The organism is Rugamonas violacea (genome assembly GCF_016461825.1).
Classification (GTDB): Bacteria; Pseudomonadota; Gammaproteobacteria; order Burkholderiales; family Burkholderiaceae_D; genus Rugamonas.
Map to the genome: position 1 here is coordinate 70390 of NZ_JAEMNU010000150.1, position 22453 is coordinate 92842.

Annotated in this window: 22 protein-coding genes; 6 read left to right on the forward strand and 16 right to left on the reverse strand. The window is 66.4% G+C overall.

Features of this window, described 5'->3' with window-relative positions; translation table 11 throughout:
- Window positions 1–42: 42 nt before the first annotated feature.
- The 11 genes from H7U20_RS28085 to H7U20_RS28135 form a co-directional block, all read right to left on the reverse strand.
- Window positions 43–1347 (reverse strand): MFS transporter, encoded by a 1305-nt coding sequence (locus H7U20_RS28085; protein WP_199762430.1) that lies wholly within the window; start codon window positions 1345–1347, stop codon window positions 43–45.
- 459 nt (window positions 1348–1806) lie between these two features.
- Complete coding sequence (gene cobA / locus H7U20_RS28090; protein WP_199762431.1) at window positions 1807–2592, reverse strand: uroporphyrinogen-III C-methyltransferase; 786 nt, start codon at window positions 2590–2592, stop codon at window positions 1807–1809.
- A gap of 62 nt (window positions 2593–2654) precedes the next feature.
- Window positions 2655–3818 (reverse strand): CmpA/NrtA family ABC transporter substrate-binding protein, encoded by a 1164-nt coding sequence (locus H7U20_RS28095; RefSeq protein WP_199762432.1) that lies wholly within the window; start codon window positions 3816–3818, stop codon window positions 2655–2657.
- 367 nt (window positions 3819–4185) lie between these two features.
- Window positions 4186–4809 carry an ANTAR domain-containing response regulator gene (locus H7U20_RS28100; RefSeq protein WP_199762433.1) on the reverse strand — a complete coding sequence of 208 codons (624 nt, stop codon included), beginning with the start codon at window positions 4807–4809 and terminating at the stop codon, window positions 4186–4188.
- Between the two features lie 248 nt (window positions 4810–5057).
- Complete coding sequence (can, locus tag H7U20_RS28105; RefSeq protein ID WP_199762434.1) at window positions 5058–5735, reverse strand: carbonate dehydratase; 678 nt, start codon at window positions 5733–5735, stop codon at window positions 5058–5060.
- 103 nt (window positions 5736–5838) lie between these two features.
- Entirely contained in the window at window positions 5839–6975 is a 1137-nt protein-coding gene (gene dnaJ, locus H7U20_RS28110; protein WP_199762435.1) for a molecular chaperone DnaJ, read from the reverse strand.
- A 151-nt stretch (window positions 6976–7126) separates the two neighbouring features.
- Window positions 7127–9118 (reverse strand): molecular chaperone DnaK, encoded by a 1992-nt coding sequence (gene dnaK, locus H7U20_RS28115; RefSeq protein ID WP_370593276.1) that lies wholly within the window; start codon window positions 9116–9118, stop codon window positions 7127–7129.
- Between the two features lie 48 nt (window positions 9119–9166).
- A complete protein-coding gene (grpE, locus tag H7U20_RS28120) occupies window positions 9167–9700 on the reverse strand; it encodes a nucleotide exchange factor GrpE (RefSeq protein WP_199762437.1) in 534 nt (177 codons plus the stop codon).
- Between the two features lie 543 nt (window positions 9701–10243).
- Window positions 10244–11353: a ferrochelatase gene (gene hemH / locus H7U20_RS28125; protein ID WP_199762438.1), complete on the reverse strand. Its 1110-nt coding sequence runs from the start codon at window positions 11351–11353 to the stop codon at window positions 10244–10246.
- 196 nt (window positions 11354–11549) lie between these two features.
- Window positions 11550–13217, reverse strand: a complete 1668-nt coding sequence (recN, locus tag H7U20_RS28130; RefSeq protein ID WP_199762439.1) for a DNA repair protein RecN — start codon at window positions 13215–13217, stop codon at window positions 11550–11552.
- 23 nt (window positions 13218–13240) lie between these two features.
- Window positions 13241–14143: an NAD kinase gene (locus tag H7U20_RS28135; RefSeq protein WP_199762440.1), complete on the reverse strand. Its 903-nt coding sequence runs from the start codon at window positions 14141–14143 to the stop codon at window positions 13241–13243.
- A 209-nt stretch (window positions 14144–14352) separates the two neighbouring features.
- On the opposite strand from H7U20_RS28135, the gene H7U20_RS28140 reads away from it, so the two are divergent.
- Window positions 14353–14730 (forward strand): VOC family protein, encoded by a 378-nt coding sequence (locus tag H7U20_RS28140; RefSeq protein WP_199762441.1) that lies wholly within the window; start codon window positions 14353–14355, stop codon window positions 14728–14730.
- Window positions 14731–14757: 27 nt separating this feature from the next.
- Here H7U20_RS28140 and H7U20_RS28145 read toward each other — a convergent pair whose 3' ends face one another.
- Complete coding sequence (locus H7U20_RS28145) at window positions 14758–15732, reverse strand: DUF3667 domain-containing protein (protein ID WP_199762442.1); 975 nt, start codon at window positions 15730–15732, stop codon at window positions 14758–14760.
- A gap of 221 nt (window positions 15733–15953) precedes the next feature.
- Between H7U20_RS28145 and H7U20_RS28150 the strand changes: the two genes are divergently transcribed.
- The 4 genes from H7U20_RS28150 to gloA all read left to right on the forward strand — a co-directional run bounded on the left by H7U20_RS28150 (window position 15954) and on the right by gloA (window position 18692).
- Window positions 15954–16211 (forward strand): hypothetical protein, encoded by a 258-nt coding sequence (locus tag H7U20_RS28150; RefSeq protein ID WP_199762443.1) that lies wholly within the window; start codon window positions 15954–15956, stop codon window positions 16209–16211.
- A gap of 132 nt (window positions 16212–16343) precedes the next feature.
- Window positions 16344–17672, forward strand: coding sequence for a PQQ-dependent sugar dehydrogenase (locus tag H7U20_RS28155; protein ID WP_370593275.1), 1329 nt, complete (start codon window positions 16344–16346; stop codon window positions 17670–17672).
- Window positions 17673–17777: 105 nt separating this feature from the next.
- Window positions 17778–18203, forward strand: a complete 426-nt coding sequence (locus H7U20_RS28160) for an OsmC family protein (protein ID WP_233411146.1) — start codon at window positions 17778–17780, stop codon at window positions 18201–18203.
- A gap of 81 nt (window positions 18204–18284) precedes the next feature.
- Complete coding sequence (gloA, locus tag H7U20_RS28165) at window positions 18285–18692, forward strand: lactoylglutathione lyase (RefSeq protein WP_199762445.1); 408 nt, start codon at window positions 18285–18287, stop codon at window positions 18690–18692.
- Between the two features lie 71 nt (window positions 18693–18763).
- On the opposite strand, the gene H7U20_RS28170 is transcribed toward gloA, so the two are convergent.
- From H7U20_RS28170 to H7U20_RS28185, 4 genes are all read right to left on the reverse strand, one after another.
- Entirely contained in the window at window positions 18764–20110 is a 1347-nt protein-coding gene (locus tag H7U20_RS28170) for a TolC family outer membrane protein (RefSeq protein WP_199762446.1), read from the reverse strand.
- Between the two features lie 139 nt (window positions 20111–20249).
- The gene (locus H7U20_RS28175; RefSeq protein WP_199762447.1) at window positions 20250–20573 is read right to left on the reverse strand and encodes a rhodanese-like domain-containing protein; all 324 of its coding nucleotides are present in this window, start codon (window positions 20571–20573) and stop codon (window positions 20250–20252) included.
- 16 nt (window positions 20574–20589) lie between these two features.
- Window positions 20590–21243, reverse strand: coding sequence for a protein-L-isoaspartate O-methyltransferase family protein (locus H7U20_RS28180; protein ID WP_199762448.1), 654 nt, complete (start codon window positions 21241–21243; stop codon window positions 20590–20592).
- Window positions 21244–21415: 172 nt separating this feature from the next.
- Window positions 21416–22066 carry a TetR/AcrR family transcriptional regulator gene (locus H7U20_RS28185; protein ID WP_199762449.1) on the reverse strand — a complete coding sequence of 217 codons (651 nt, stop codon included), beginning with the start codon at window positions 22064–22066 and terminating at the stop codon, window positions 21416–21418.
- 177 nt (window positions 22067–22243) lie between these two features.
- Between H7U20_RS28185 and H7U20_RS28190 the strand changes: the two genes are divergently transcribed.
- On the forward strand, window positions 22244–22453 hold a 210-nt coding region (locus H7U20_RS28190; protein WP_233411147.1), incomplete at its 3' end, for a DUF6444 domain-containing protein.

Consider the following 22453-nt stretch of genomic DNA (forward strand, 5'->3'; position numbering starts at 1 on the left):
CGGCGGCGCGGCATGGCTTGCCGCCTGCGCGGCAACGACGCCTTATGCGGTGGCGTTGCCGGCGCCCAGCGCGGGCTGCATGGCGCTGGCCGAGAAGCGCGCGCCGAGGGCGCACAGGGCCGACACGGCGACCAGCACGCCAAGCACGCTGAGGGTTTGCTGGGTGTCGCCCAGGCCCTTCATCAGGAAGCCGGCCGCCACCGCGCCGACATTGCCGCCGGCGCCGATGATGCCGGCCACGCCGCCCAGGGCGCGGTTGTCGACGAAGGGCACCAGCGCGTAGGTGGCGCCGCAGGCCATGTGGGTGAACAGGCCGAAGGTCAGCATGGCGATGATGGCGAAGGTGGCGCCGTCGGCGTGGGCGAACCACAGCAGGCCGGCGCCCTCGCCGATCATCATGATGAACAACAGGGTGACGCGGCTATTCAGGTTGCCGCGCAGGGCGGCGCGGTCGGAGATCCAGCCGCCCAGGGCGCGGGCGAACAGCGCCAGCAGGCCGAAGCTGCCGGCGGCCAGGCCGGCCGATTTCAGCGAGAAGCCGAAGTGGTCGACGTAGTAGATGGCGGCGATGTTGTGGATGAAGATCTCGATGCCGAAGCAGGCGCCGTAGGTGACGAACAGCAGCCAGACGCGGTAGTTGCCGGCGGCGGTCTTGAAGCTGTCCCAGCCGCCTTTTTTGCCGCCTTCGATGGCGATGCCGGCGGCGCGCATCTCGCTGTAGTTACCCGCCGGGCAGTCCTGGGTGTAGCGGTGGTAGAGCACGGCCATCACCAGCATCAGCACGCCGGGCACCAGCAGGGCGGCGCGCCAGCCCATGGTTTCGCCGACGCCCAGCATGACCATGGCGCCCATCAGCAAAGGCATCAGCGCCTGCGCCGCGCCGCCGCCGGCGTTGCCCCAGCCGGCCGCCGCCGCGTTGGCGGTGCCGACGATCTTCGGCGCGAACATCACCGAGGTGTGGTACTGGGTGATGACGAAGCTGGCGCCGACCGCGCCGATGCCGAGGCGGAAGAACAGGAAGCTCTCGTAGCTCTGCGACAGCGCCACGCCCAGCACCGGCACGGCGCCCAGCAGCAGCAGGCCGGTGTAGGTCTTGCGCGGGCCGAAGTGGTCGCACAGCGGGCCGACGATCAGGCGCACCAGGATGGTGATGGCGACGGCGGCGATGTTGATGTTGGCGATCTGCGCCAGGCTCAGGCCGAACTCGCCTTTGATGACGGGCATCAGCGGGGCGCAGGCGAACCAGGCGAAGAAGCAGACGAAGAAAGCCATCCAGGTCAGGTGGAACGCCCGCATCGGCGGCGTCGCCATGGAGAAGAGGGTGATGCTGTTTGCTTTGCTGGCCATTTTTTTATCCCGGTAAGTGAATCAAAGGCGCAAAAAAAGGCGTCCGCGCAGCCTGATCGAAAGACCAAGCCGGGCGGACGCCGTTGTCCTTGCCAGTCCATCGTTAGACCAGCGCAATTATTTTGGGGGGATCGCCATTGATCCCTGTCATAGCTTATGCAAGAGCTGTGCCAGAGGTTGTCCGATCCCGCGCCAGGGGCTGGGCGGCGGCAGGGCCGGTCAAACCGTTGAGGTGTGGAAATGAATCGGGAAGTGGCTGCGATGTTGCGGTGCAGCGCCGCACAGTATCGGTGCGCGGCGCGGTGCATGCTGGCGGCTGCCAAAGCACCCAGGGGCGGAGAGCCGGGGTCAGACTCCCCGCCTTGGCGCGGCGGGTCTGACCCCAGTTTGTGCCTGTGGGTTTGCTTTGTGTCCGCAGCTTGGCTTCGCGGCGCGCGCCCGCCAGCGGGTTGGCCGATCCTAGGCGGCCCGGTGCGCCAGCGGCGGCGGCGGCGCCGGCTCGGCCAGCTCGCGCCAGTCGTCGGCGCAGCGCACCACGTCGCCGATGACGATGATGCTGGGGCTGCCCAAGCCGCTGTCGCGCAAGGCGGCGGGCAGCTGGCCCAGTGTGGTCAGCAATTGGCGCTGCTTGGCCCGGGTGGCCGACTGCACCACCGCCACCGGCGTCCGCGCCTTGGCGCCGCCGGCCAGCAGCCCGGCCTGGATCGCCTCGCAGCGGGCCACGCCCATGTAGATCACCAGGGTCAGGCCGGACTGCGCCAGCGCGGCCCAGTTCGGCTCGGAGGCGGCGTCCTTGCCATGGCCGGTGACAAACACGGCGCCCTGGCTCCAGGCGCGGTGGGTCAGCGGCACGCCCAGCGAGGCCGGCGCCGCCAGCCCGCTGCTGATGCCGGGCACCACCTCGACGCTGATGCCGTGGGCGCGCAACTGCGCCCTCTCCTCGCCGCCCCGGCCGAACAAATAGGGGTCGCCGCCCTTCAGCCGCACGACGTGGTGGCCGGCGCGCGCCTCGGCGATCATCAGCCGCTCGATGAACTCCTGCGGCGTCGATTCGCAGCCGCCGCGTTTGCCCACCTGGATCACCCGCGCCGTGGCCGGCGCCAGCGCCAGGATTTCCGGGTTGACCAGGTCGTCGATCAGCAGCACCCCGGCCGCCTCGATCGCCTTCAAAGCCTTGATGGTCAACAGCTCCGGATCGCCGGGACCGGCGCCCACCAGGGTGACCTTGCCTTGTGCTTGTTGCATGATGTCTGCTCCCGCAAATTGGATTGAAGCCGCTCGGGCGGCGGCGCCGGATGGCGCCGGTGTTAGCCGCGCTGGCGGATGGGGAAGGAGGCGGCGTAGGCCTCGGGATCGCTGCCGTCCCAGACGCTGCCGTCGATCAGGGTCGAGCGGCGCAGCGCCGACTGCGGCGCCGGCGTGCCGCTCAACTCGGCGGCCTCGCGGTACAGCGCGACCTGGTTGACGCGGCAGGCGACGGCGAAGTAGTCGGGGTCGTGCTTGAGCAGGCCCCAGCGGCGTTGCTGGGTCATGAACCACATGGCGTCCGACAGGTAGGGGAAGTTGACCGCGCCGCCAGCATAAAACTTGAGGCTGTGCGGGTCCTGCCACTGGCGGCCCAGGCCGTCCTCGTAGCGCCCCAGCAGGCGCGGCGCGATGACGTCGCGGCCGGTGTTGACGTATTGGACGGCGGCGATGATCTCGGCCGTGGCCAGGCGGTTGGCGTCGGACGCCTCGATCCATTTGCTGGCGTCGAGCACGGCGGCGATCAGCGCGCGGCAGGCGTTCGGGTGGTGCTTGACGAAGGCGGCCGAGGCGCCCAGCACCTTTTCCGGATGGTCGGGCCAGATCTGCTGGGTGGTGGCGACGGTGACGCCGACCCGGTCGGCCAGGGCGCGGTGGCCCCAGGGCTCGCCGGCGCAAAAACCGTCCATGTGGCCGGCCGCCAGGTTGGCCACCATCTGCGACGGCGGCACGCTGATGACGCGGCAGTCGCGGATCGGGTCGATGCCCTGCGCCGCCAGCCAGTAGTACAACCACATCGCGTGGGTGCCGGTGGGGAAGGTCTGGGCGAAGGTGAAGGTGCGCGGCTCGGCGCGCATCAAGGCCGCCAGCGAGGCGCCGTCGAGCACGCCCTGCTCGACCAGCCGCCGCGACAGGGTGATCGCCTGGCCGTTCTGGTTCAGCTGCATCAGCACCGCCATGTCCTTCTGTTGCCAGCCGATGCCCAGCTGGGCGCCGTAGACCATGCCGTAGAGGAGGTGGGCGGCGTCGAGTTCGCCGCCGATCAGCTTGTCGCGCACGCCGGCCCAGGAGGCTTCGCGGCGCAGCACGATCTTGATGCCGTAGCGTTCGTCGAAGCCGAGCAGCGCGGCCACCACCACCGAGGCGCAGTCGGTCAGCGGGTTGAAGCCGATGCGCAGCAGCTGCTTTTCGGGCAGGCCGGCCGGGTGGCTAGCGCTTGTCATCATGTGCGGAATCCTTCAGCAAATAAAAAAGCGTCTCCCCCGGCATGAATCATCCATGCTGAAAAAGACGCCGTTGTCTTGGTGCGGTTCGACCGCCGTTGGCCGGACCCGCTATGTGATGGGTGGTTGCAAGTACCATGCCACGCGCACAGGGGCTGGCGCGCCGGGGGACGCGGAAACGGGGGAGAAAAACGCACCAGCATTGTGCGGTGCACCACAATGGCGCCGTTTTCGCCACGGGCGGACGCGCTGTGCGTGCGAGCGGCGGCGGCGGCAAGACCACCCAAGGGCGGAGAGCCGGAGTCAGACCCCGAGGGGTCCGACCCCGGGTGTCGCCTGTGGGTGTGGTTTGCTTGAGCGGGCGGCGGGCTCAGCCGAGCAGGTCCTCGACGTCGAGCAGGCGCTGGGCCACTTCGGCCAGCTTGAGGTTCTTGTTCATCGCCAAGGTGCGCAGCTTTTGGTAGGCCTGCTCCTCGGACAGCTGGTGGCGCGCCATCAGCAGCCCCTTGGCGCGCTCGACGACCTTGCGCTCGGCCAGCTTGTGGCGGGTGTCGTGCAGCTCGCTGAGCAGCTTCTGCTCCTGCTTGAAGCGGGCCAGCGCGACGTTGAGCACCGGCTTGATGCGCTCGGACTGCAGGCCGGCGACGACGTAGGCGGTGACGCCGGCGGCCATCGCCGCGTCCATGCTGGCGGTGTCCTCGCTCTGGGTGAACATGACGATGGGGCGGCGCTCGTCGCGGGTGGCCATGACGATGTGTTCGAGCACGTCGCGGGCGTCGGACTCGGCGTCGATGATGATCATGTCCGGCTGCAGCTGGGCGATGCGCTCGGGCAGGTGCATGTCGGCCGGCAGCGAGGCGACGATGTCGTAGCCGGCCTCGATCAGGCCGACCCGCAGCGCCTCGGCGCGCGCGGCCTGGGCCTGCAGGACGAGGTCGTCCTCCTCGCCGGCGGCGATGATGGTGTTGACGACGACGATACGGAGATTGCGCATGGGGGCAGCCGATATCCGCCTGGACATCACGAGTGGGTCAAAGTGTGCTTCATGGAGGGAAGTACAAGCAAGAATCAAACCACGCTCGGTGCGCCGCTGCCGTTGGCGGCGCTGTGGGCGTCTCCGGCGGCGCGCTGGCTTGGCGGGATGGCAAGACGGCGCGGCGGTGCGCAGTGGGGCGACTGGGCGGCATATCCACAGCGCGGCGCGGCGGCACACGGCGATGCCGTGCGCCGCCGCAATGGGAATTAACCCTGCTCGTCGGCGTATTGCGCCAGCGCCTTGGTCATGCGCGGCGCCAGGTCGTGGGCGGCGCTGACGGTCATGTTGAGGTCGTTCAACAGGCCGTCCTTCAGGCCGTAGACCCAGCCGTGCACGCTGACTTCCTGGCCGCGTTCCCAGGCGTCCTGCAGAATGGTGGTCTGGCAAACGTTGGCGACCTGCTCGACCACGTTCAGTTCGCACAGGCGCTCGGCGCGCTTGCGGCTGGTCAACACGTCGCCCAGGTAGCGCTCGTGCTTCTGGTGCACATCCTGGACGTGGCGCAGCCAGTTGTCGGCCAGGCCGATGCGGGTGCCCGTCATCGCCGCGTGCACGCCCTTGCAGCCGTAGTGGCCGACGATGATGACGTGCTTGACCTTCAGCACGTCGACGGCGAATTGCAGCACCGACAGGCAGTTCAGGTCGGAGTGCACCACCACGTTGGCGATGTTGCGGTGGACGAAGACGTCGCCCGGCGCCAGACCCAGCAGTTCGTTGGCCGGCACCCGGCTGTCCGAACAACCAATCCACAGATATTCCGGCGAGGCCTGCTGGGCCAGCCGGTTGAAGAAATCGGGGTCGCGCGCCACCTGGGATTCGGCCCAGCGGCGGTTGTTGTCCAGCAAGTTCTGCAGCGGGACGGCGGTGTTCTCTACTTCGTTCATGGTCTTCCTCTCGTACATAAGAAGACCGCCGATCCGCTCGGACGAGCGGCAGGGCGGTCTATCGAAACGGACGCTGACGCGTCCCGAGTGTGCAGCGACTATCTTACTCGAAGAAGTCCTTCACCTTGTCTTTCCAGGTTTTACTTTGCGGGCTGTGCTTGGAGCCGCCCTCGGTGGTCAGCTTCTCGAAGTCGCGCAGCATGTCTTTTTGCTTGTCGGTCAGCTTGACCGGCGTCTCGACCGCCACATGGCAGAACAGGTCGCCGGCGTAGCCGGAACGCACGCCCTTGATGCCCTTGCCCTTGAGGCGGAAGGTCTTGCCCGACTGGGTGCCTTCGGGAATCGTGAACGAGACCTTGCCCGACAGGGTGGGCACCTCGATGTCGCCGCCCAGCGCCGCCTTGGCGAAGGAGATCGGCATCTCGCAATGCAGGTCGTCGCCCTCGCGCTGGAACACGCTGTGCGGCTTGATGTGGATTTCCACATACAGGTCGCCCGACGGTCCGCCGTTGGTGCCCGGTTCGCCGTTGCCCGACGAGCGGATGCGCATGCCGTTGTCGATGCCGACCGGGATCTTCACTTCCAGCGTCTTGTTGCGCTTGATGCGGCCGGCGCCGCCGCAAGGCGAGCAGGGATCGGTGATGATCTTGCCGGTGCCGTGGCATTTCGGGCAGGTCTGCTGGATGCTGAAGAAGCCCTGCTGCATGCGGACCTGGCCGTGGCCGCCGCAGGTGCCGCAGGTGGTCGGCGCGGTGCCCGGCTTGGCGCCGGAACCGTGGCAGGTGTCGCACTTGTCCCAGGACGGCACGCGGATCGTCGTGTCGAAGCCGTGGGCGGCCTGCTCCAGGGTGATTTCCAGGTTGTAGCGCAGGTCGGCGCCGCGATACACCTGCGGGCCGGCGCTGCGGCCACGGCCGCCGCCGCCGCCGCCGAAGATGTCGCCGAAGATGTCGCCGAAGGCATCGCCGAAACCGCCGGCGCCGCCGCCGAAGCCGCCGCCGCCACCCATGTTCGGATCGACGCCGGCGTGGCCATAGCGGTCATACGCCTCGCGCTTTTCCGGATTGGTCAGCATCTCGTAGGCTTCCTTGACTTCCTTGAACTTCTCTTCGGATTCCTTGCTGTCCGGATTGCGGTCCGGATGGTACTTCATCGCCAGTTTGCGATAAGACTTTTTGATCTCTTCTTCCGAAGCATTTTTGGCGACACCGAGTGTCTCGTAGAAATCACGCTTTGCCATGTTGTCGGGACCTTGCTGTATTTACTGATGTACTGATTATGCGAAAAAGCCGAGCCGGAACCGGCTTGACGGTCACTCGGCTCGGCCGGTCTGCGCGGCGGCAAATTCTGCCGGCGGGGCCGGACGCGCTGGGCGTCCGGCCACAGACGGCTTACTTGCTGTCTTTGACTTCCTTGAAGTCGGCGTCGACCACGTCGTCCTGCGGCTTGGCCTGGCCTTCGGCCGCGCCGGCGCCCGGCTGCGCGCCTTCGGCGGCGCCGCCGGCGGCTTGCTGCGCCTGCATGTCAGCGTACATCTTCTCGCCCAGCTTCTGCGAAGCGGTCGACAGCGTCGCCAGCTTGGCGTCGATCTCGGCCTTGTCGCCGGACTTGATCGAGCCTTCCAGCTCGGTGATGGCGGCTTCGATCTTTTCCTTCTCGCCGGCTTCGAGCTTGTCGCCGTATTCGGTCAGCGACTTGCGGGTCGAGTGGACCAGCGCGTCGGCCTGGTTGCGCGACTCGGCCAGTTCCTTCACTTTCTTGTCTTCCTCGGCGTTGACTTCGGCGTCCTTCACCATCTTCTGGATTTCCGCCTCGGTCAGACCGGAGTTGGCCTTGATCGTGATCTTGTTTTCTTTGCCGGTGGCCTTGTCCTTGGCGCCGACGTGCAGAATGCCGTTGGCGTCGATGTCGAAGGTCACTTCGATCTGTGGCGTGCCGCGCGATGCCGGCGGGATGCCTTCCAGATTGAATTCGCCCAGGCCCTTGTTGCCGGCGGCGATCTCACGCTCGCCCTGGAAGACCTTGATGGTCACCGCGGGCTGGTTGTCGTCGGCGGTCGAGAACACTTGCGAGAACTTGGTCGGAATCGTGGTGTTCTTGTGGATCATCTTGGTCATCACGCCGCCCAGGGTTTCGATTCCCAGCGACAGCGGCGTCACGTCGAGCAGCAGCAAGTCCTTGCGTTCGCCCGACAGGACCGAACCCTGGATGGCGGCGCCGACGGCGACGGCCTCGTCCGGGTTGACGTCCTTGCGCGGGTCCTTGCCGAAGAACTCTTTGACCTTTTCCTGCACCTTGGGCATGCGGGTCATGCCGCCGACCAGGATGATGTCGTCGATGTCGGTGACTTTGACGCCGGCGTCCTTGATGGCGATGCGGCAAGGCTCGATGGTGGCGATGATCAGTTCTTCGACCAGCGATTCGAGCTTGGCGCGGGTCATCTTCAGGGTCAGGTGGACCGGCGCGCCGTTCGCCATGGCGATGTACGGCTCGTTGATTTCGGTCTGCTGCGAGGACGACAGTTCGATCTTGGCGCGCTCGGCCGAAGCCTTGATGCGCTGCAGGGCGATCGGATCTTTTTTCAGGTCCAGGCCGTTGATCTTCTTGAACTCTTCGATGATGTAATCGATGATGCGCTGGTCGAAGTCTTCGCCGCCCAGGAAGGTGTCGCCGTTGGTCGACAGCACTTCGAATTGTTTTTCGCCATCGACGTCGGCGATCTCGATGATCGACACGTCGAAGGTGCCGCCGCCCAAGTCATACACGGCGATTTTGCGGTCGCCTTTTTCGGTCTTGTCCAGGCCGAACGCCAGCGCGGCCGCGGTCGGCTCGTTGATGATGCGCTTGACGTCCAGACCGGCGATGCGGCCGGCGTCCTTGGTGGCCTGGCGCTGCGAATCGTTGAAGTAGGCGGGCACCGTGATGACGGCTTCGGTGACTTCCTCGCCGAGGTAGTCTTCGGCGGTTTTCTTCATCTTGCGCAGCACTTCGGCCGAGATCTGTGGCGGCGCCAGTTTCTTGTCGCGCACGCCGATCCACGCATCGCCGTTGTCGGCTTTGGTGATCGTGTAAGGCATCAGGCCGATGTCCTTCTGCACTTCTTTTTCGTCGAACTTGCGGCCGATCAGACGTTTGACGGCGAACAGCGTGTTCTTCGGATTGGTGACGGCCTGGCGTTTCGCCGGCGCGCCGACGAGGATTTCACCATCTTCTTGGTAAGCAATGATCGAGGGCGTCGTGCGCGCGCCTTCGGCGTTTTCGATTACCTTTGGCTGACCATTTTCCATGATGGAAACGCAGGAATTCGTGGTTCCCAGATCGATACCGATAATTCTACCCATGATTTTTCTTCCTTTTTTGCTAAGTTCAGATGGTACTAATATGTGGAAAAGCTGTATGTTTTCAAGTGCTTATCTGGCCGGCGCGGCAAATTATTTTGCCTGCGCCGCCGTCACGATGGCCGGACGCAGCAGGCGGTCGGCGATCATATAACCCTTTTGCAGCACCGACACGACGGTGTTGGCTTCCTGCTCGGCCGGCACCACGGCCACGGCCTGGTGCTTGTTCGGATCGAGCTTGTCGCCCTGCGCCGGCATGATCTCCAGCAGACGGTTCTTCTCGAAGGCGGCGCTGAGTTGTTTCAAGGTCATTTCGACCCCCTCCTTGAGCGACTCGATCGAAGGCGTTTCCACCTTCAGCGCCATTTCCAGGCTGTCCTTGACCGGCACCATGGCCTCGGCGAAGCTTTCAACGGCGAATTTATGCGCCTTGGAGACATCCTCCTGGGCGCGACGACGGATGTTTTCACCGTCGGCCTTGGCGCGCATGAAAGCGTCGCGCATCTCGACCAGACGCGCTTCGGTGTCCGCCAACTGTTGCTCCAGCGTCAGTTGCTCGGAATTCGAAGGCGCGGCGGCGGCGTCCGCCTCTGGATTAGGCACAGCTTGATTTTCCTGATCTTGCATCTGAGAGACTCCTACGTTTCATATTTGTTTGACATGACTTCTGTACCGCTTGCGCAACAAATGGGGCGATATCCTACCTTTTCAAGGGGTATTCTGCCCGCAATTTAATCAGCGAAATCGCGGCAAACTCAGCATTTGCCCCGGGGGGCGCCGCCGGAGCCCGCGCAACGCGCTTGCCTTTTCCGCAATCGTTACAAAACTTCAGCAAAGGGGGATTCACATTTGCGCCGCAGCGTCTAAGATGAAACCAGACGGCCTGACAGGCTGTTCTTCCGGGAGCGCATACCATGAAGTTGCCGCTGATCACAGCATCCATCGTCGCCTACATCGTGCTGGCGACCGCGTGGATCTGCTACACCGAGCTGATCCCCTAGCCTACAAGCCAGCTATTTTAACAGGCTGGCACTCGTCGACGCCAAGTGCTGATTACGCCTCGGCGACCGCCGCGCCACATCCCCGCCGCTTTTCGCCGCCCTCCGGCCGTGCCACGGTCGGCTGCGGCGCGCCCGCGTCCCGGCGCGGTGTCGCGCCGGGGCCGCCGGCTCAGGCGCCGGCGCCCAGGCGCAGCGCCGCCTCGCGGCCCAGTTCGGCGTCCTTTTTGAGCGCCTCGCGCTGGGCCGGCGTCATCATCGTCGGCCAGCCTATCATGTGCTGTTCGGCGATCTCGGCCAGGCCGGCGATCCAGTCGGGCGCGTCGTTCAGGCAGGCGATGTAGTGGAACTGCGCGCCGCCGGCCGCCTCGAAGTCGTGGCGCGCCTCCATGGCGATCTCCTCCAGCGTCTCCAGGCAGTCGCTGGTGAAGCCGGGGCAGATCACGTCGACCCGCTTGACGCCGTCGCGCGCCAGTTGCTGCAGGGTCGGCGCGGTGTAGGGCTGCAACCACTCGGCCTTGCCGAAGCGCGACTGGAAGGTCACCACGTATTGCTGCGGCGTCAGCTTGAGGCGGGCCGCCAGCAGGCGCGCCGTCTTCAGGCACTCGCAATGGTAGGGATCGCCCAGCAGCAGGGTGCGCTTGGGCACGCCGTGGAAACTCAGCACCAGCTTGTCCGGCCGGCCGTGCGCCTCCCAGTGGGCCAGCACGCTATGCTCCAGCGCGCGGATGTAGGCCTCGTGGTCGTGGTAGCCGCGCACGAAGCGCAGCTCGGGCAGGTTGCGCACGGCGCGGTAGTGGTCGAACACGGCGTCGTAGATCGAGCCGGTGGTGGTGGCGGAATACTGCGGATAGGCCGGCAGGATGGCGACGCGCTCGCAGCCGTCGACCTTCAGCTTGGCCAGCACCTCGGGCAGCGACGGCGAGCCGTAGCGCATCGCCATGGCGACGGTGACGCCGTCGTGGCCGCGCTCGGCCAGCGCGCCGAACAGCGCCTGGGCCTGCCGCTGGGTGTGCACCTTCAGCGGCGAGCCCTCGCGGCTCCAGATCGAGGCGTACTTCTTGGCCGACTGGCCGGAGCGGAACGGCAGGATGATCAGGTTGAGGATGCACCACCAGACGGCGCGCGGAATTTCCACCACGCGCGGGTCGGACAGAAACTCCTTCAGATAACGCCGCACCGCCGAGCGCGTCGGCGCGTCCGGCGTGCCCAGGTTGACCAGCACGACGGCGCTGCGGCTGACGTTGCCGTGCGTATATGGAGGTTCTTTTTGAAAGGACATGGAGGCCGATGGGAGGTGGACGAAACAGCCTGCCATTATAGAGAGCTTGCGCGCCGCCGTACAACAGGCGAACCGGCGAACAGGCGGGGTCAGTGCCGACATTCGGACACGACCTCAACCGTAGCGCCCTGCCATCGACCGCCTTTACCGCCGAGCCCGTGTACGAATGTCGGCACTGACCCCCGGGGGGGGAGGGTCAGGAGGCCAGCAGCTCGCGGGCGTGCTTGCGGGTGGTGGCGGTGATCTCCAGGCCGCCGAGCATGCGCGCCACTTCCTCGACCCGGGCTTTGCTGTCGAGCACGTCGATGCGCGAGGCGGTCTTGCCGCTTTCCAGGGTGCGCTTGGCGACCTGGAAGTGGTGGCCGGCCTGGCTGGCCACCTGCGGCAGGTGGGTCACGCAGAGCACCTGGCGCTCCTGGCCGAGGCGGCGCAGCAGGCGGCCGACCACCTCGGCGACGCCGCCGCCGATGCCGCTGTCGACCTCGTCGAAGATCAGGGTCGGCGTGGTGGTGGCGTTCGAGGTGATGACGGAGATGGCCAGGGCGATGCGCGCCAGCTCGCCGCCGGAGGCGACCTTGGCCAGCGGACGCGGCGCCACGCCGGCGTGGCCGGCGACCATGAATTCGACCTGCTCCAGGCCGCTACTGCCGGGCTCGCCGGCGTGCAGGGCCACCTCGAAGCTGCCGCCCGTCATGTTGAGGTCCTGCATGGCCCGCGTCACCTGCTCGCCCAGCTGGCGCGCCGCCACGGCGCGCGTGGCGGACAGGCGTTGCGCCACCTCCATGTAGGCGGCCTTCAGTTTTCCCTCCTGCTGGCGCAGGCCGTCGATGTCGCTGGCGTCGGCGATCTGGCGCAGCTTGCCGGCCAGCTTGGCGTGCTCCTCGGGCAGCTCGTCGGGCGTGACGCGGAACTTGCGCGCCGTGCTGTGGATCACCTCCATGCGGGCGTCGACCTGGCGCAGCCGCTCGGGATCGAGCTCGACCCGGTCCAGATAGTCGTTCAGCGCGTAGACCGCCTCCTGCAACTGGATGCGGGCCGGCTCGATCAGGTCGACCACCGCCCGCAGCCCGCTGTCGATGCCGGCCAGCTTGCCCAGCTTCTGGTTCAGCGCCGACAACTGCGACAGCACCGGATGGTCGTCCGCCTCGGAGATCACGGCCAGCGCCTCCTGCGCGCCTTCGAGCAGGCTGGCGGCGTGCGACAGGCGGCTGTGCTCGTTGGTGATCTCGGCCCACTCGCCCGGCTTGACGGCCAACTTCTCCAGCTCGCCCACCTGCCACTCCAGGCGCTCGCGCTCGTACAGCACGTTGGCGGCGTTGGTTTCGAACTCCTCGCGCTGGCGCGCCAGCGCGCGCCAGGCCTTGTGGCCGGCGGCGACGGCGCGGGCGTCGCCGGCCGCGCCGGCGTCCTTGCTGGCGGCCTGGTTGTCGAGCAGGGCGCGTTGCGCCTCGGTCTTCAGCAGCGACTGGTGGGCGTGCTGGCCGTGGATGTCGACCAGCAGGTCGCCCAGCTCGCGCAACTGGGCCGCCGTGGCGGCGGTGCCGTTGATGTAGGCCTTGGAGCGGCCGGCGTTGTCGATCACCCGGCGCAGCAGCGCGCCGCCCTCGTCGACGGCGAACTCGTTGGCGGCCAGCCAATGCGCGGCCGCCGCGCCGACGGCGAAATCGGCCGTGATGTCGGCCTTGGCGGCGCCCTCGCGCACCACGCTGGCGTCGCCCCGGCCGCCCAGCGCCAGGGTCAGCGCGTCGATCAGGATGGACTTGCCGGCGCCGGTCTCGCCGGTGAACACGGAAAAGCCGGCGGAAAATTCCAGTTCAATCGAATCGACAATGACGAAATCGCGGATGGACAGTGTACGCAGCATGGGCGGTGGCGGATGGGGTTGAATTAGCTGAGCTTGCCTTCACCGGACGGATATTCGTTCCAGTGCAGCTTTTCGCGCAGCGTGTTGTAGTAGCTCCAGTCGTGCGGGTGCAGGAAGGAGATGGTGTGCGGCGAGCGGCGGATGACGATGCGGTCCTGCGCCACGAGGCTGGCGAAGGTCTGCATGTCGAAGTTGACGCTGATGTCGCGGCCGCGGACGATCTCGATCACGATCTCGCTCGAGTCGGGCAGCACGATGGGCCGGTTCGACAGCGCGTGCGGGGCGATCGGCACCAGCACGATGCCGCCCAGGCTGGGGTGCAGCAAGGGCCCGCCGGCCGACAGCGCGTAGGCGGTCGAGCCGGTCGGCGTGGCGATGATCAGGCCGTCCGAGCGCTGGTTGTACATGAAGTGGCCGTCGACCTCGACGCGCAGTTCGGCCATGCCGGCGCCGGCGCCGCGCGCGACGACGACGTCGTTGACGGCCATGCCGACGTGGATCACCTGGCCGTCGCGCAGCACGCTGCCTTCGAGCAGGGTGCGGCGCTCGGCCTGGTAACTGCCGCCGAGGATCTTGGCCAGCACGTCGAGCATGTTGTCGAGCGGGATGTCGGTCATGAAGCCGAGGCGGCCCTGGTTGATGCCGATCAGCGGCACGTCGTAGGGCGCCAGCTGGCGCGCGATGCCCAGCATGGTGCCGTCGCCGCCCATGACGATGGCGGCGTCGGCGCGGGCGCCGATGCCGGCCGCGTTGAGCACCTCGACGCCATGCCGGCCCAGGTGGGCCGCCGTCTGCTCCTCGAGCACGACGGTGTGGCCGGCGCGCTCGAGGAAGTCGATGACGCTGTCGACCGACTCTTCGATGCCGTCGGTGTTCTGGCGTATGACAAGCGCGATGGTCTGGAACATGGCATGCGTGGCGGGCATAGAAATCTCGGTAACAATATAGGATGGCGGGGCTGGCAACACGCAGCAGAGTAACCCATAATGCGGGCTTCTGCTATACGACGATGCCAGGCGCAAACCGGATGCCGGTACGCAAGTCCTCCATGGGGAGGCGTCGAAATACTGTATATGCAACCAGTATAGTGCGGGCAGCCTCAGACTGCAAGCGGCAACACTCACAGGAGAACAAGATGGCAAAAGCGTTGGGCGTAGGTGGTATTTTCTTTAAATCGAAGGATCCGAAGGCCTTGCTGGCCTGGTATCAGACCCATTTGGGCCTGCCGACCGAGTCGTCGGAGTACGCCTCCTTCTTCCCGGCCGCGCTGCCGGAGGGCAGTTGCACGGTGTTCAGCCCGTTCAAGGTCGACGCCGGCTACTTCGCGCCGTCCAAGCGCGAGTTCATGTTCAACCTGATCGTCGACGACCTCGACGGCGCGCTGGCCCAGGTCGCCGCCGCCGGCGCCGAACTGGTCGGCGACAGCCAGTCCTTCGACTACGGCCGCTTCGGCTGGTTCATCGATCCGGACGGCAACAAGGTCGAGCTGTGGCAACCGTCCGGCAAGATCTGATCTGATCTGGCCGGAGCGGCCGGCCGCTCAGTGCGCCGTCAGGATGCCGGCGCCCATCGACAGCAGCAGGCCGATGCCCATGGTCACCATGTAGACGGCCATCAAGACCAGCCAGCGCCAGGCGGTGGCGCGGCGGCCGCGCAGGTAGACCCGGCGCATCGCCCACGGTAGATAGGCCAGCAGCCACAGCCACAGCAGGAAGTTGACGCCGCCGTGGTCGATCAGGAACATCGCGCCCAGCGCGATGAAGGCGAAGGCGTTGCTGTGCAGGGCGAACAGCAAGTGTTCGCCGTAGCGCTTGCCCGAGCCGAGGTACAACAGCTTCAGGTACAGCGCGAAGATCGGCATCATCAAAAATATCGCGTAGGGCGCGAAATGGTAGAAGCTGTCGCCGAACACTTTGGACTTTTCAGCTCCGGACAGGTGTTCGAAATGCTGCCATCGCTTGCTCAGGCCAGGCACCTTGGCGGTCCAGCGGGCGATGGTGGCGTCGTCGATATCGCCGTCGAAATCCCCACTCTTCTCAATCTTCTCACTCGCCTGCGCTTGCCTGGCCGCCGGCGCGGCATGCTCGGGCGCGCCGGCGGCCGGCGCCGGCTGGTCGCCGCCCTTGGCCGCCGCCGCCGTCTGCGCGATGGCCGGCTCGGCGTCGCCCTGGAACTGAATCGTCCCGCCGTGGGTGAACTTGAGCAGGGCGAAGAACAACACGCTCAGCGTCAAATACAGCCGCAGCGGCTGGACGAAACGAACCCGGCGCCCGGCCACGTACTCGTTGGTCAGCAGACCCGGGCGGAACAACAAGCGCCCCAGCGTACCCAACAGCTTGCCCTCCAGCGCCACGTAATGGCCGACAAACTCGTGCAAAAACTCGCGCGCGCTGGCCGGATGCAAATGGGTTTCCTGGCCGCAGTTCTGGCAGTAGTTGCCGCTGGTCGGCGCCTGGCAGTTGTGGCAAAACACCGGCGCCGGATGCGCCTGCTCGTGGGGGGAATCTGGTTTCAATGCGCTACTCTTTCCATGGCCGTGACGAAAAAACAGACGGCGTGCCGTCCTGGCCGAAATAGTAACTGATTTCTCGAAAGAAATGCATGTCGGGCAACGGCCCGCTGACGACTCTGTTGTAAGCGCGCCAGTCCGCGCCGCCCGGCGGCCTGCGTCAAGCGGGCGCCGGTACTGTTGGTGAAGCGCTAAGATGGCCTGTCTGCCCACACAAGGAGAATGCGATGGCCACCACCCTGACGGAAAGCAAAACCGACACCAGCAAACCCATGCATGACGACGGCAAGACGCGCCTGCCGCACGAGCGCGATGAAACGCCCGAGGGCCGTCCGGTCAAGCCACGCGAGGTGATCCGCCAGGCCGCCAGCGACATCGAGCAAGGCCTGGTCGACACCGACCGGCACGCCACGCCGGGCGTGGAGACGGTCCGCCCGGCGTCCGCCGGCCAGGCCAAGCCGCTGCCCGGCGACAAACGCGACTGACGCGCCGGCCGCCCCATGCCCAGTCCGTGCAAACGCTCGCCGCGCCACCGGCTAGTAAACCACCCAACAGCGGAAGGCCAGGGTCAGACCAAAAGGTCTGACCCTCGATTTGCGCCGCTGGCTTGGCTTCACTTGGCGGCATGGCCGTCGGGCCGCGCCAATGCCGGGCTCGGCCTGACGCTGGCGCTGCTGGCCGGCGCCGCCGCCGCCCAGTACGCGCCCGGCTTCGGCCCCCAGCCGGCGCTGCCGGAACCGGAGCGCTCGCTGCTTCCGACCATCAACGTGGCGCCCGTCGCGCCCTGGCAGGACGACGCCAAGCCGGTGCCGGCGGCCGGCTTCCAGGTCACCGCCTACGCGCGCGGCCTGGACCATCCGCGCTGGTTGTATGTGCTGCCCAACGGCGACGTGCTGGTGGCCGAAACCAACGCGCCGCCCAAGCCGGACGACAACGCCGGCATCAAGGGCGCCATCATGAAGCAGCAGATGAAGAAGGCCGGCAGCGCCGGCGACTCGGCCGACCGCATCACGCTGCTGCGCGGCGTCGACGCCAAGGGCCAGGCGGTGAGCCGCCACGTGTTCCTGCAAAAGCTGTATTCGCCGTTCGGCATGGCCCTGGTCGGCCACGACTTCTACGTCGCCAACACCGACGCCGTGGTCCGCTTCCCCTACCAGAGCGGGCAGAGCAGCATCGCCGCCGCCGGCGTCAAGGTGATGGACCTGCCGGCCGGGCCGCTCAACCACCATTGGACCAAGAACATCGCCGCCAGCCCGGACGGCAAGTTCCTCTACGTGACGGTCGGCTCCAACAGCAACGTCGGCGAGAACGGCATCGAGCAGGAACAGGGCCGCGCCGCCGTCTGGCAGCTGGAGCTGGGCAGCGCCACGGCGCGGCCCTACGCCGGCGGACTGCGCAATCCGGTCGGCCTGGCGTGGGAGCCGGTCGGCAAGGCAATGTGGACGGTGGTTAACGAACGCGACGAGCTGGGCGACGACCTGGTGCCCGACTACATGACGGCGCTGCGCGACGGCGCCTTCTACGGCTGGCCCTACAGCTATTTCGGCCAGCACGTCGACCGCCGCGCCAAGCCGGCCAATCCGGCGCTGGTGGCCAGCGCCGTCGCGCCCGACTACGCGCTGGGCGCGCACACCGCCTCGCTCGGCCTGGCCTTCTACAACGCCGAGCTGTTCCCGCCCAGCTACCGGGGCGGCGCCTTCGTCGGCCAGCACGGCTCGTGGAACCGGCGCCCGCACAGCGGCTACAAGGTGGTCTACGTGCCGTTCAAGGACGGCAAGCCGGCCGGGCCGCCGCGCGACTTCCTGGTCGGCTTCCTCGACCGCGACGGCAAGGCGCACGGCCGGCCGGTCGGCGTGGCGGTCGACGCCAGCGGCGCCCTGCTGGTGGCCGACGACGTCGGCAACGTCGTCTGGCGGGTGGCGCCGAGCGCGCCGGCGGCGCGCTGAGGCCGGCGGAAACAAGCCCATGCGGCGGGCTGCGTGCGCGAACGTACAGAAGCCCGGCAGTTGGCGGCGCATGATGGCCCATCGCAACCCACACGGGAGATCATCATGAAACGCACTGGAACAGCAGTCTGGAGCGGTGGCCTGAAGGACGGCAACGGCAAAATTTCCACCGAGAGCGGCGTGCTCGACAACGTGCAGTACGGCTTCCACACCCGCTTCGAACTCGGCGCCGGCACCAATCCGGAGGAGCTGATCGGCGCCGCCCACGCCGGCTGCTTCACCATGGCCCTGGCGGCCCAGCTGGGCGAGGCGGGCATCACGCCGAAAAGCATGATGACCACCGCCACCGTCACGCTGGACAAGGTCGACGACGGGTTTTCGATCACCGAGGTGCATCTCAACCTGGTGGCCAACATTCCCGGCGCCGACCAGAAGACCTTCGAGGAGGCGGCGCTGAAGGCCAAGCTGGGCTGCCCGGTGTCGAAGCTGCTCAACACCCACATCACGCTCGACGCGCGGCTGGACAACTAGGCCGCCAGGCCGCCCGCCCCGGCACGGAATCGGCAAAGCGCTTAAAATCCTGTTTTCCCTCCAAGACCAACAAGGATTCATATGCGCATTCTGCACACCATGCTGCGGGTCGGCGACCTGCCACGCTCGATCGACTTCTACACCAAGGTGCTGGGCATGACGCTGCTGCGCACCAGCGACAACCCGGAATACCAGTACACCCTGGCCTTCCTCGGCTACGGCGCCAACCCCGAGCACGCCGAACTGGAACTGACCTACAACTACGGCCAGCACAGCTACGAGATGGGTAGCGCCTACGGCCACCTGGCCATCTCCAGCGAGGACATCTACGCCGCCTGCGAGGCGGTGCGCGCCAACGGCGGCAACATCACCCGCGAGCCGGGTCCGGTCAAGGGCGGCCAGACGGTGATCGCCTTCGTCACCGATCCGGACGGCTACAAGATCGAACTGATCGAACGCCGCTTCGACGGCGCCGGCGCCGGCCTGTAGACGGCCGTCCGCACGAAAAAAAACACCGGCGTCGAGCCGGTGTTTTGCATTCCGCGCGGAGCGTGGCCGGCTTAGCGCACCAGCAGGGCGTTGATCGGCGCCAGGTCCTCTTCCTTCAGGGTGCCGGCGGCCGACTTCAGGCGCAGGCCGTTCATGATGGTGTCGTAGCGGGCCTTCGACAGGTCTTTCTGCGTCGAGTACAGCAACTTCTGCGCGTTCAGCACGTCGATGTTGATGCGCACGCCGACCTGGTAACCCAACTTGTTCGATTCCAGCGAGGACTTGCTCGACAGCTCGGCCGCCTCCAGCGCCTTGACCTGGGCCAGGCCGCTGTTCATGCCGAGGAAGGCCTGGCGCGCGCTCTGCGAGGCGGCGCGGCGGGTGGCTTCCAGGTCGTTGCGGGCCTTGTCCTCCAGCGCGATGCTTTCGCGCACCTTGCTGGTCACGGCGAAGCCGCTGAACAGGGGGATGCTCCAGTTCACGCCGATCGAATTGGTCTTCTGCGTGCCGCTGGCGGTCTGGTTGGCGTGGCTGGTGCTGGCCACCAGGCTGGCGGTCGGGTAGTGGCCGGAGCGGCTGCGCTCGATCTCGCGCTTGGCGATCTCCAGCGACAACTCGGCGCCGACCACGGCGAAGTTCTGTCCCTCGGCCGAGGTGACCCAGGGTTCGACGGCGGCCGGTTGCGGCGGCGCGATGGTCACGCCGGTGCGCAGCGGCGACAGCGCGGCCGGCGCCTGGCCGATGATGACCTGCAGCGCGGCGCGCTTGTTGTCCAGATCGTTGATGGCGGCGAACTCCTGCGCCACCACCAGGTCGTAGGCGGCCTGGGCTTCATGGGTGTCGGTGATGGTCTGCGTGCCGACCTCGAAGTTGCGCTTGGCCGAGGCCAGCTGCTCGGTCGTGGCGACCTTTTGCGCCTGGGTCGAGCCCAGGTTGTCCTGCGCCGTCAGCACGTCGAAGTAGGCCTGCGCCACGCGGGTGATCAGGTCTTGCTGCGACTGGGCGAAGGCGGCCTCGCTGGCGGCCTGCGACAGCTTGCTCTGCTGGTACTGCTGCCAGCTGTTCCAGTTGAACAGCGGCTGGGCCAGCGAGACGGTGTACTGGTTGGTGTGGTTGTCGGTGTCGCGCGCGGTGATGAAGCCGAGGCCGGCGCCCGGCGCGGTGCTCAGCTGGCCGACGTTGACCGGCGTGAAATCGCCCGTGTTGCGCGCGTTGGCGCCGCTGGCGATCACCGACGGCAGCAGGCCGGAACGGCCCTGCGTGATCCGCTCCCGACCGGCGGCCTGCGAAGCGCGGGCGCTGGCGTACGAGGCGTCGTTGGCGAGCGCTTGCTGGTACACCTGAAGCAGGTCGGCCGCCTGTGCGTTGAGCGTCAACAAGGCGCTGGTGATCAGCACGGCGATAAGGGGTCTCTGCATTGCATTCTCCGTTGGAGTCGTCAAAAAAAGTTGATCAAATCAAAAAACAGGGTTCCATCGCCGGCCGCGCGCGGCGCCGCCGGTTGTCGCGGCGACGCCGCCAGGGCGTCGCCGACCGCGTCGAATCTATGTTGCGGCGTCAATACTTCGGCATCGCGCCATCGACCTGCAGCGCCCAGGCGTGGATGCCGCCGGTCAGGTTGTAGACCTTGCCGAACGCGTGGCGTTCGAGGAAGGCCGCCACCTGCAGGCTGCGGGCGCCGTGGTGGCAGATGCAGACGATGCTGGCGTCCTCGTCCAGATCGTCGATGCGGGCCGGAATGGTCTGCATCGGCATCAGGGTCGAGCCGGCGATCCGGCAAGTCTCGAACTCCCAGTTTTCCCGCACGTCGAGCAGGAAGGGGCCGGGGCGGGTGTCGTCGGCCAGCCAGTCGGCCAGCGCGGGGGCGGTGATGTGCTCCATGCGCGCGCGGACCGACTTAGAAGCTGAACTGCGAGGGCGTGGTGGCGTCCTTGAGCAGTTTGACTTCGGTTTCGAACAGGGTCTTGGTGTCGTAGGCCGACTCGCTGACGCGGGTCACCAGCTGGGCCTTCATGGCCGGCGCCGCGCCGACGATGGCGACCAGGCGGCCGCCCACCTTGAGTTGTTGCAGGAAGCTGTCCGGCAGCACCGGCAGGCCGCCGGAGACGACGATCACGTCGTAAGGCGCGCCCTTGCCCCAGCCCTGGGCGCCGTTGCCCAGCTCGATGCTGACGTTGCTGACGCCGTTGTCGGCCAAATTCTTTTCCGCCAAGGCCTTGAGTTCCGCCGACACCTCCACCGAGGTGACGTGGCGGCCCTTGTGCGCCAGCAATGCGGCCATGTAACCCGAGCCGGTGCCGATTTCCAGCACATTCTCGTGTTTCTTCAGATTGATGTCCTGCAGCAGGCGCGCTTCCAACTTCGGCGTGAACATGGCTTCGCCGCCCGGCAGCGCGATTTCGCTGTCGACGAAGGCCAGGTTCTTGTAGGCGGCCGGCACATAGTTCTCACGCTTCACCACCAGCAGCAGCTCCAGCACGTCCGGGTCCAGAACGTCCCAAGGGCGGATTTGCTGTTCGATCATGTTGAAGCGGGCTTGTTCGATATTCATCTTATGACTCGGTGGGTAAGGAATAATCCGTCATTTTATCGTTGAACTGGTCAGGAAGCACATGTTAACGAGAAACAGGCGGGATCGCGGGAAATTGCGACAGTCTGCAGTTTGGAGGGGTTGAACGTACCAAATCGGCAACCCGGGGCGCGCCGCGCGGGCGCCGTGGCGCTCACGGCGCGACGGCGCCGGGCGGCAGCAAGCCGCGCAGCGTCAGCGCGATGAAGTCGCGCATATAGATTTCCGGGTCGATATGGGTCATGTCGCAGGGCAGGAAGCCGTGCGACCACATCATCAGCATGATGACCGGCGCGACCAGGATCGGGGTCATTGCCAGCGGATCGTGCGGCAGGAACTCGCCGCGGTCGACGCCGCGCTGCAGCACCTTGGAGATCAGGCCGTTGCCGCGCGCCACCACCTCGTCGTTGTAGAACTGGGCCAGGTCGGGGAAATGATTGGCCTCGGCCATCATCAGCTTGGTGATGCCGGCCAGCCGGGTGGCGCCGACCTGCTCCCACCAGGTCATCATGATCAGGCGCAGCAGCTCAGCGCTGTGGCCCTGGTAGTCGGCCACGGCCTGCTCGGCCGCGCCGATCGGGCTGACGATGTTCTCGCGCACGACGGCCTTGAACAATTCTTCCTTGTTCTCGAAATACAGGTACAGCGTGCCCTTGGACACGCCGGCGCAGCGCGCCACGTCTTCCAGCCGGGTGGCCGCGTAGCCGCGCTCGACGAACTGCTCCAGCGCGGCGGCGAGCAATTCCTGCGGCCGCGCATCCTTGCGCCGCTCCCAGCGCGGCTTGGTTTCTATCGGGGCTGACATGGGGTCGCTCATTTAACTTACTCTTAAGTCATTAATATAGTCGTCCACGTGCTTAGCGTCAAGCGCGATGCCGTTGTTACGTACCAATAGAAACTTGAATGGAACGTAACTATTCAGCCGCAGCGAGCGCATCTATAAAGGGTTGTAAACCAAGCGGCTTTCCAGCATCATTCCGCTATGCCACCGAAACCACCGCGCCCCGACCTGACCAAGTTGTCCGATGCCGACAAGGATTGGCTCATTGATGCGCTGTTCGCGCGCCTGGACGCGGTCGAGGCAAAGTTGGGCATGAATAGCGAGAATTCGAGCATGCCGCCGTCGTCGGACGGACTGGCAAAAAAGCCGAAGAAGACCAGTTCGCTGCGCGGCAAGTCCGATAAAAAGGTG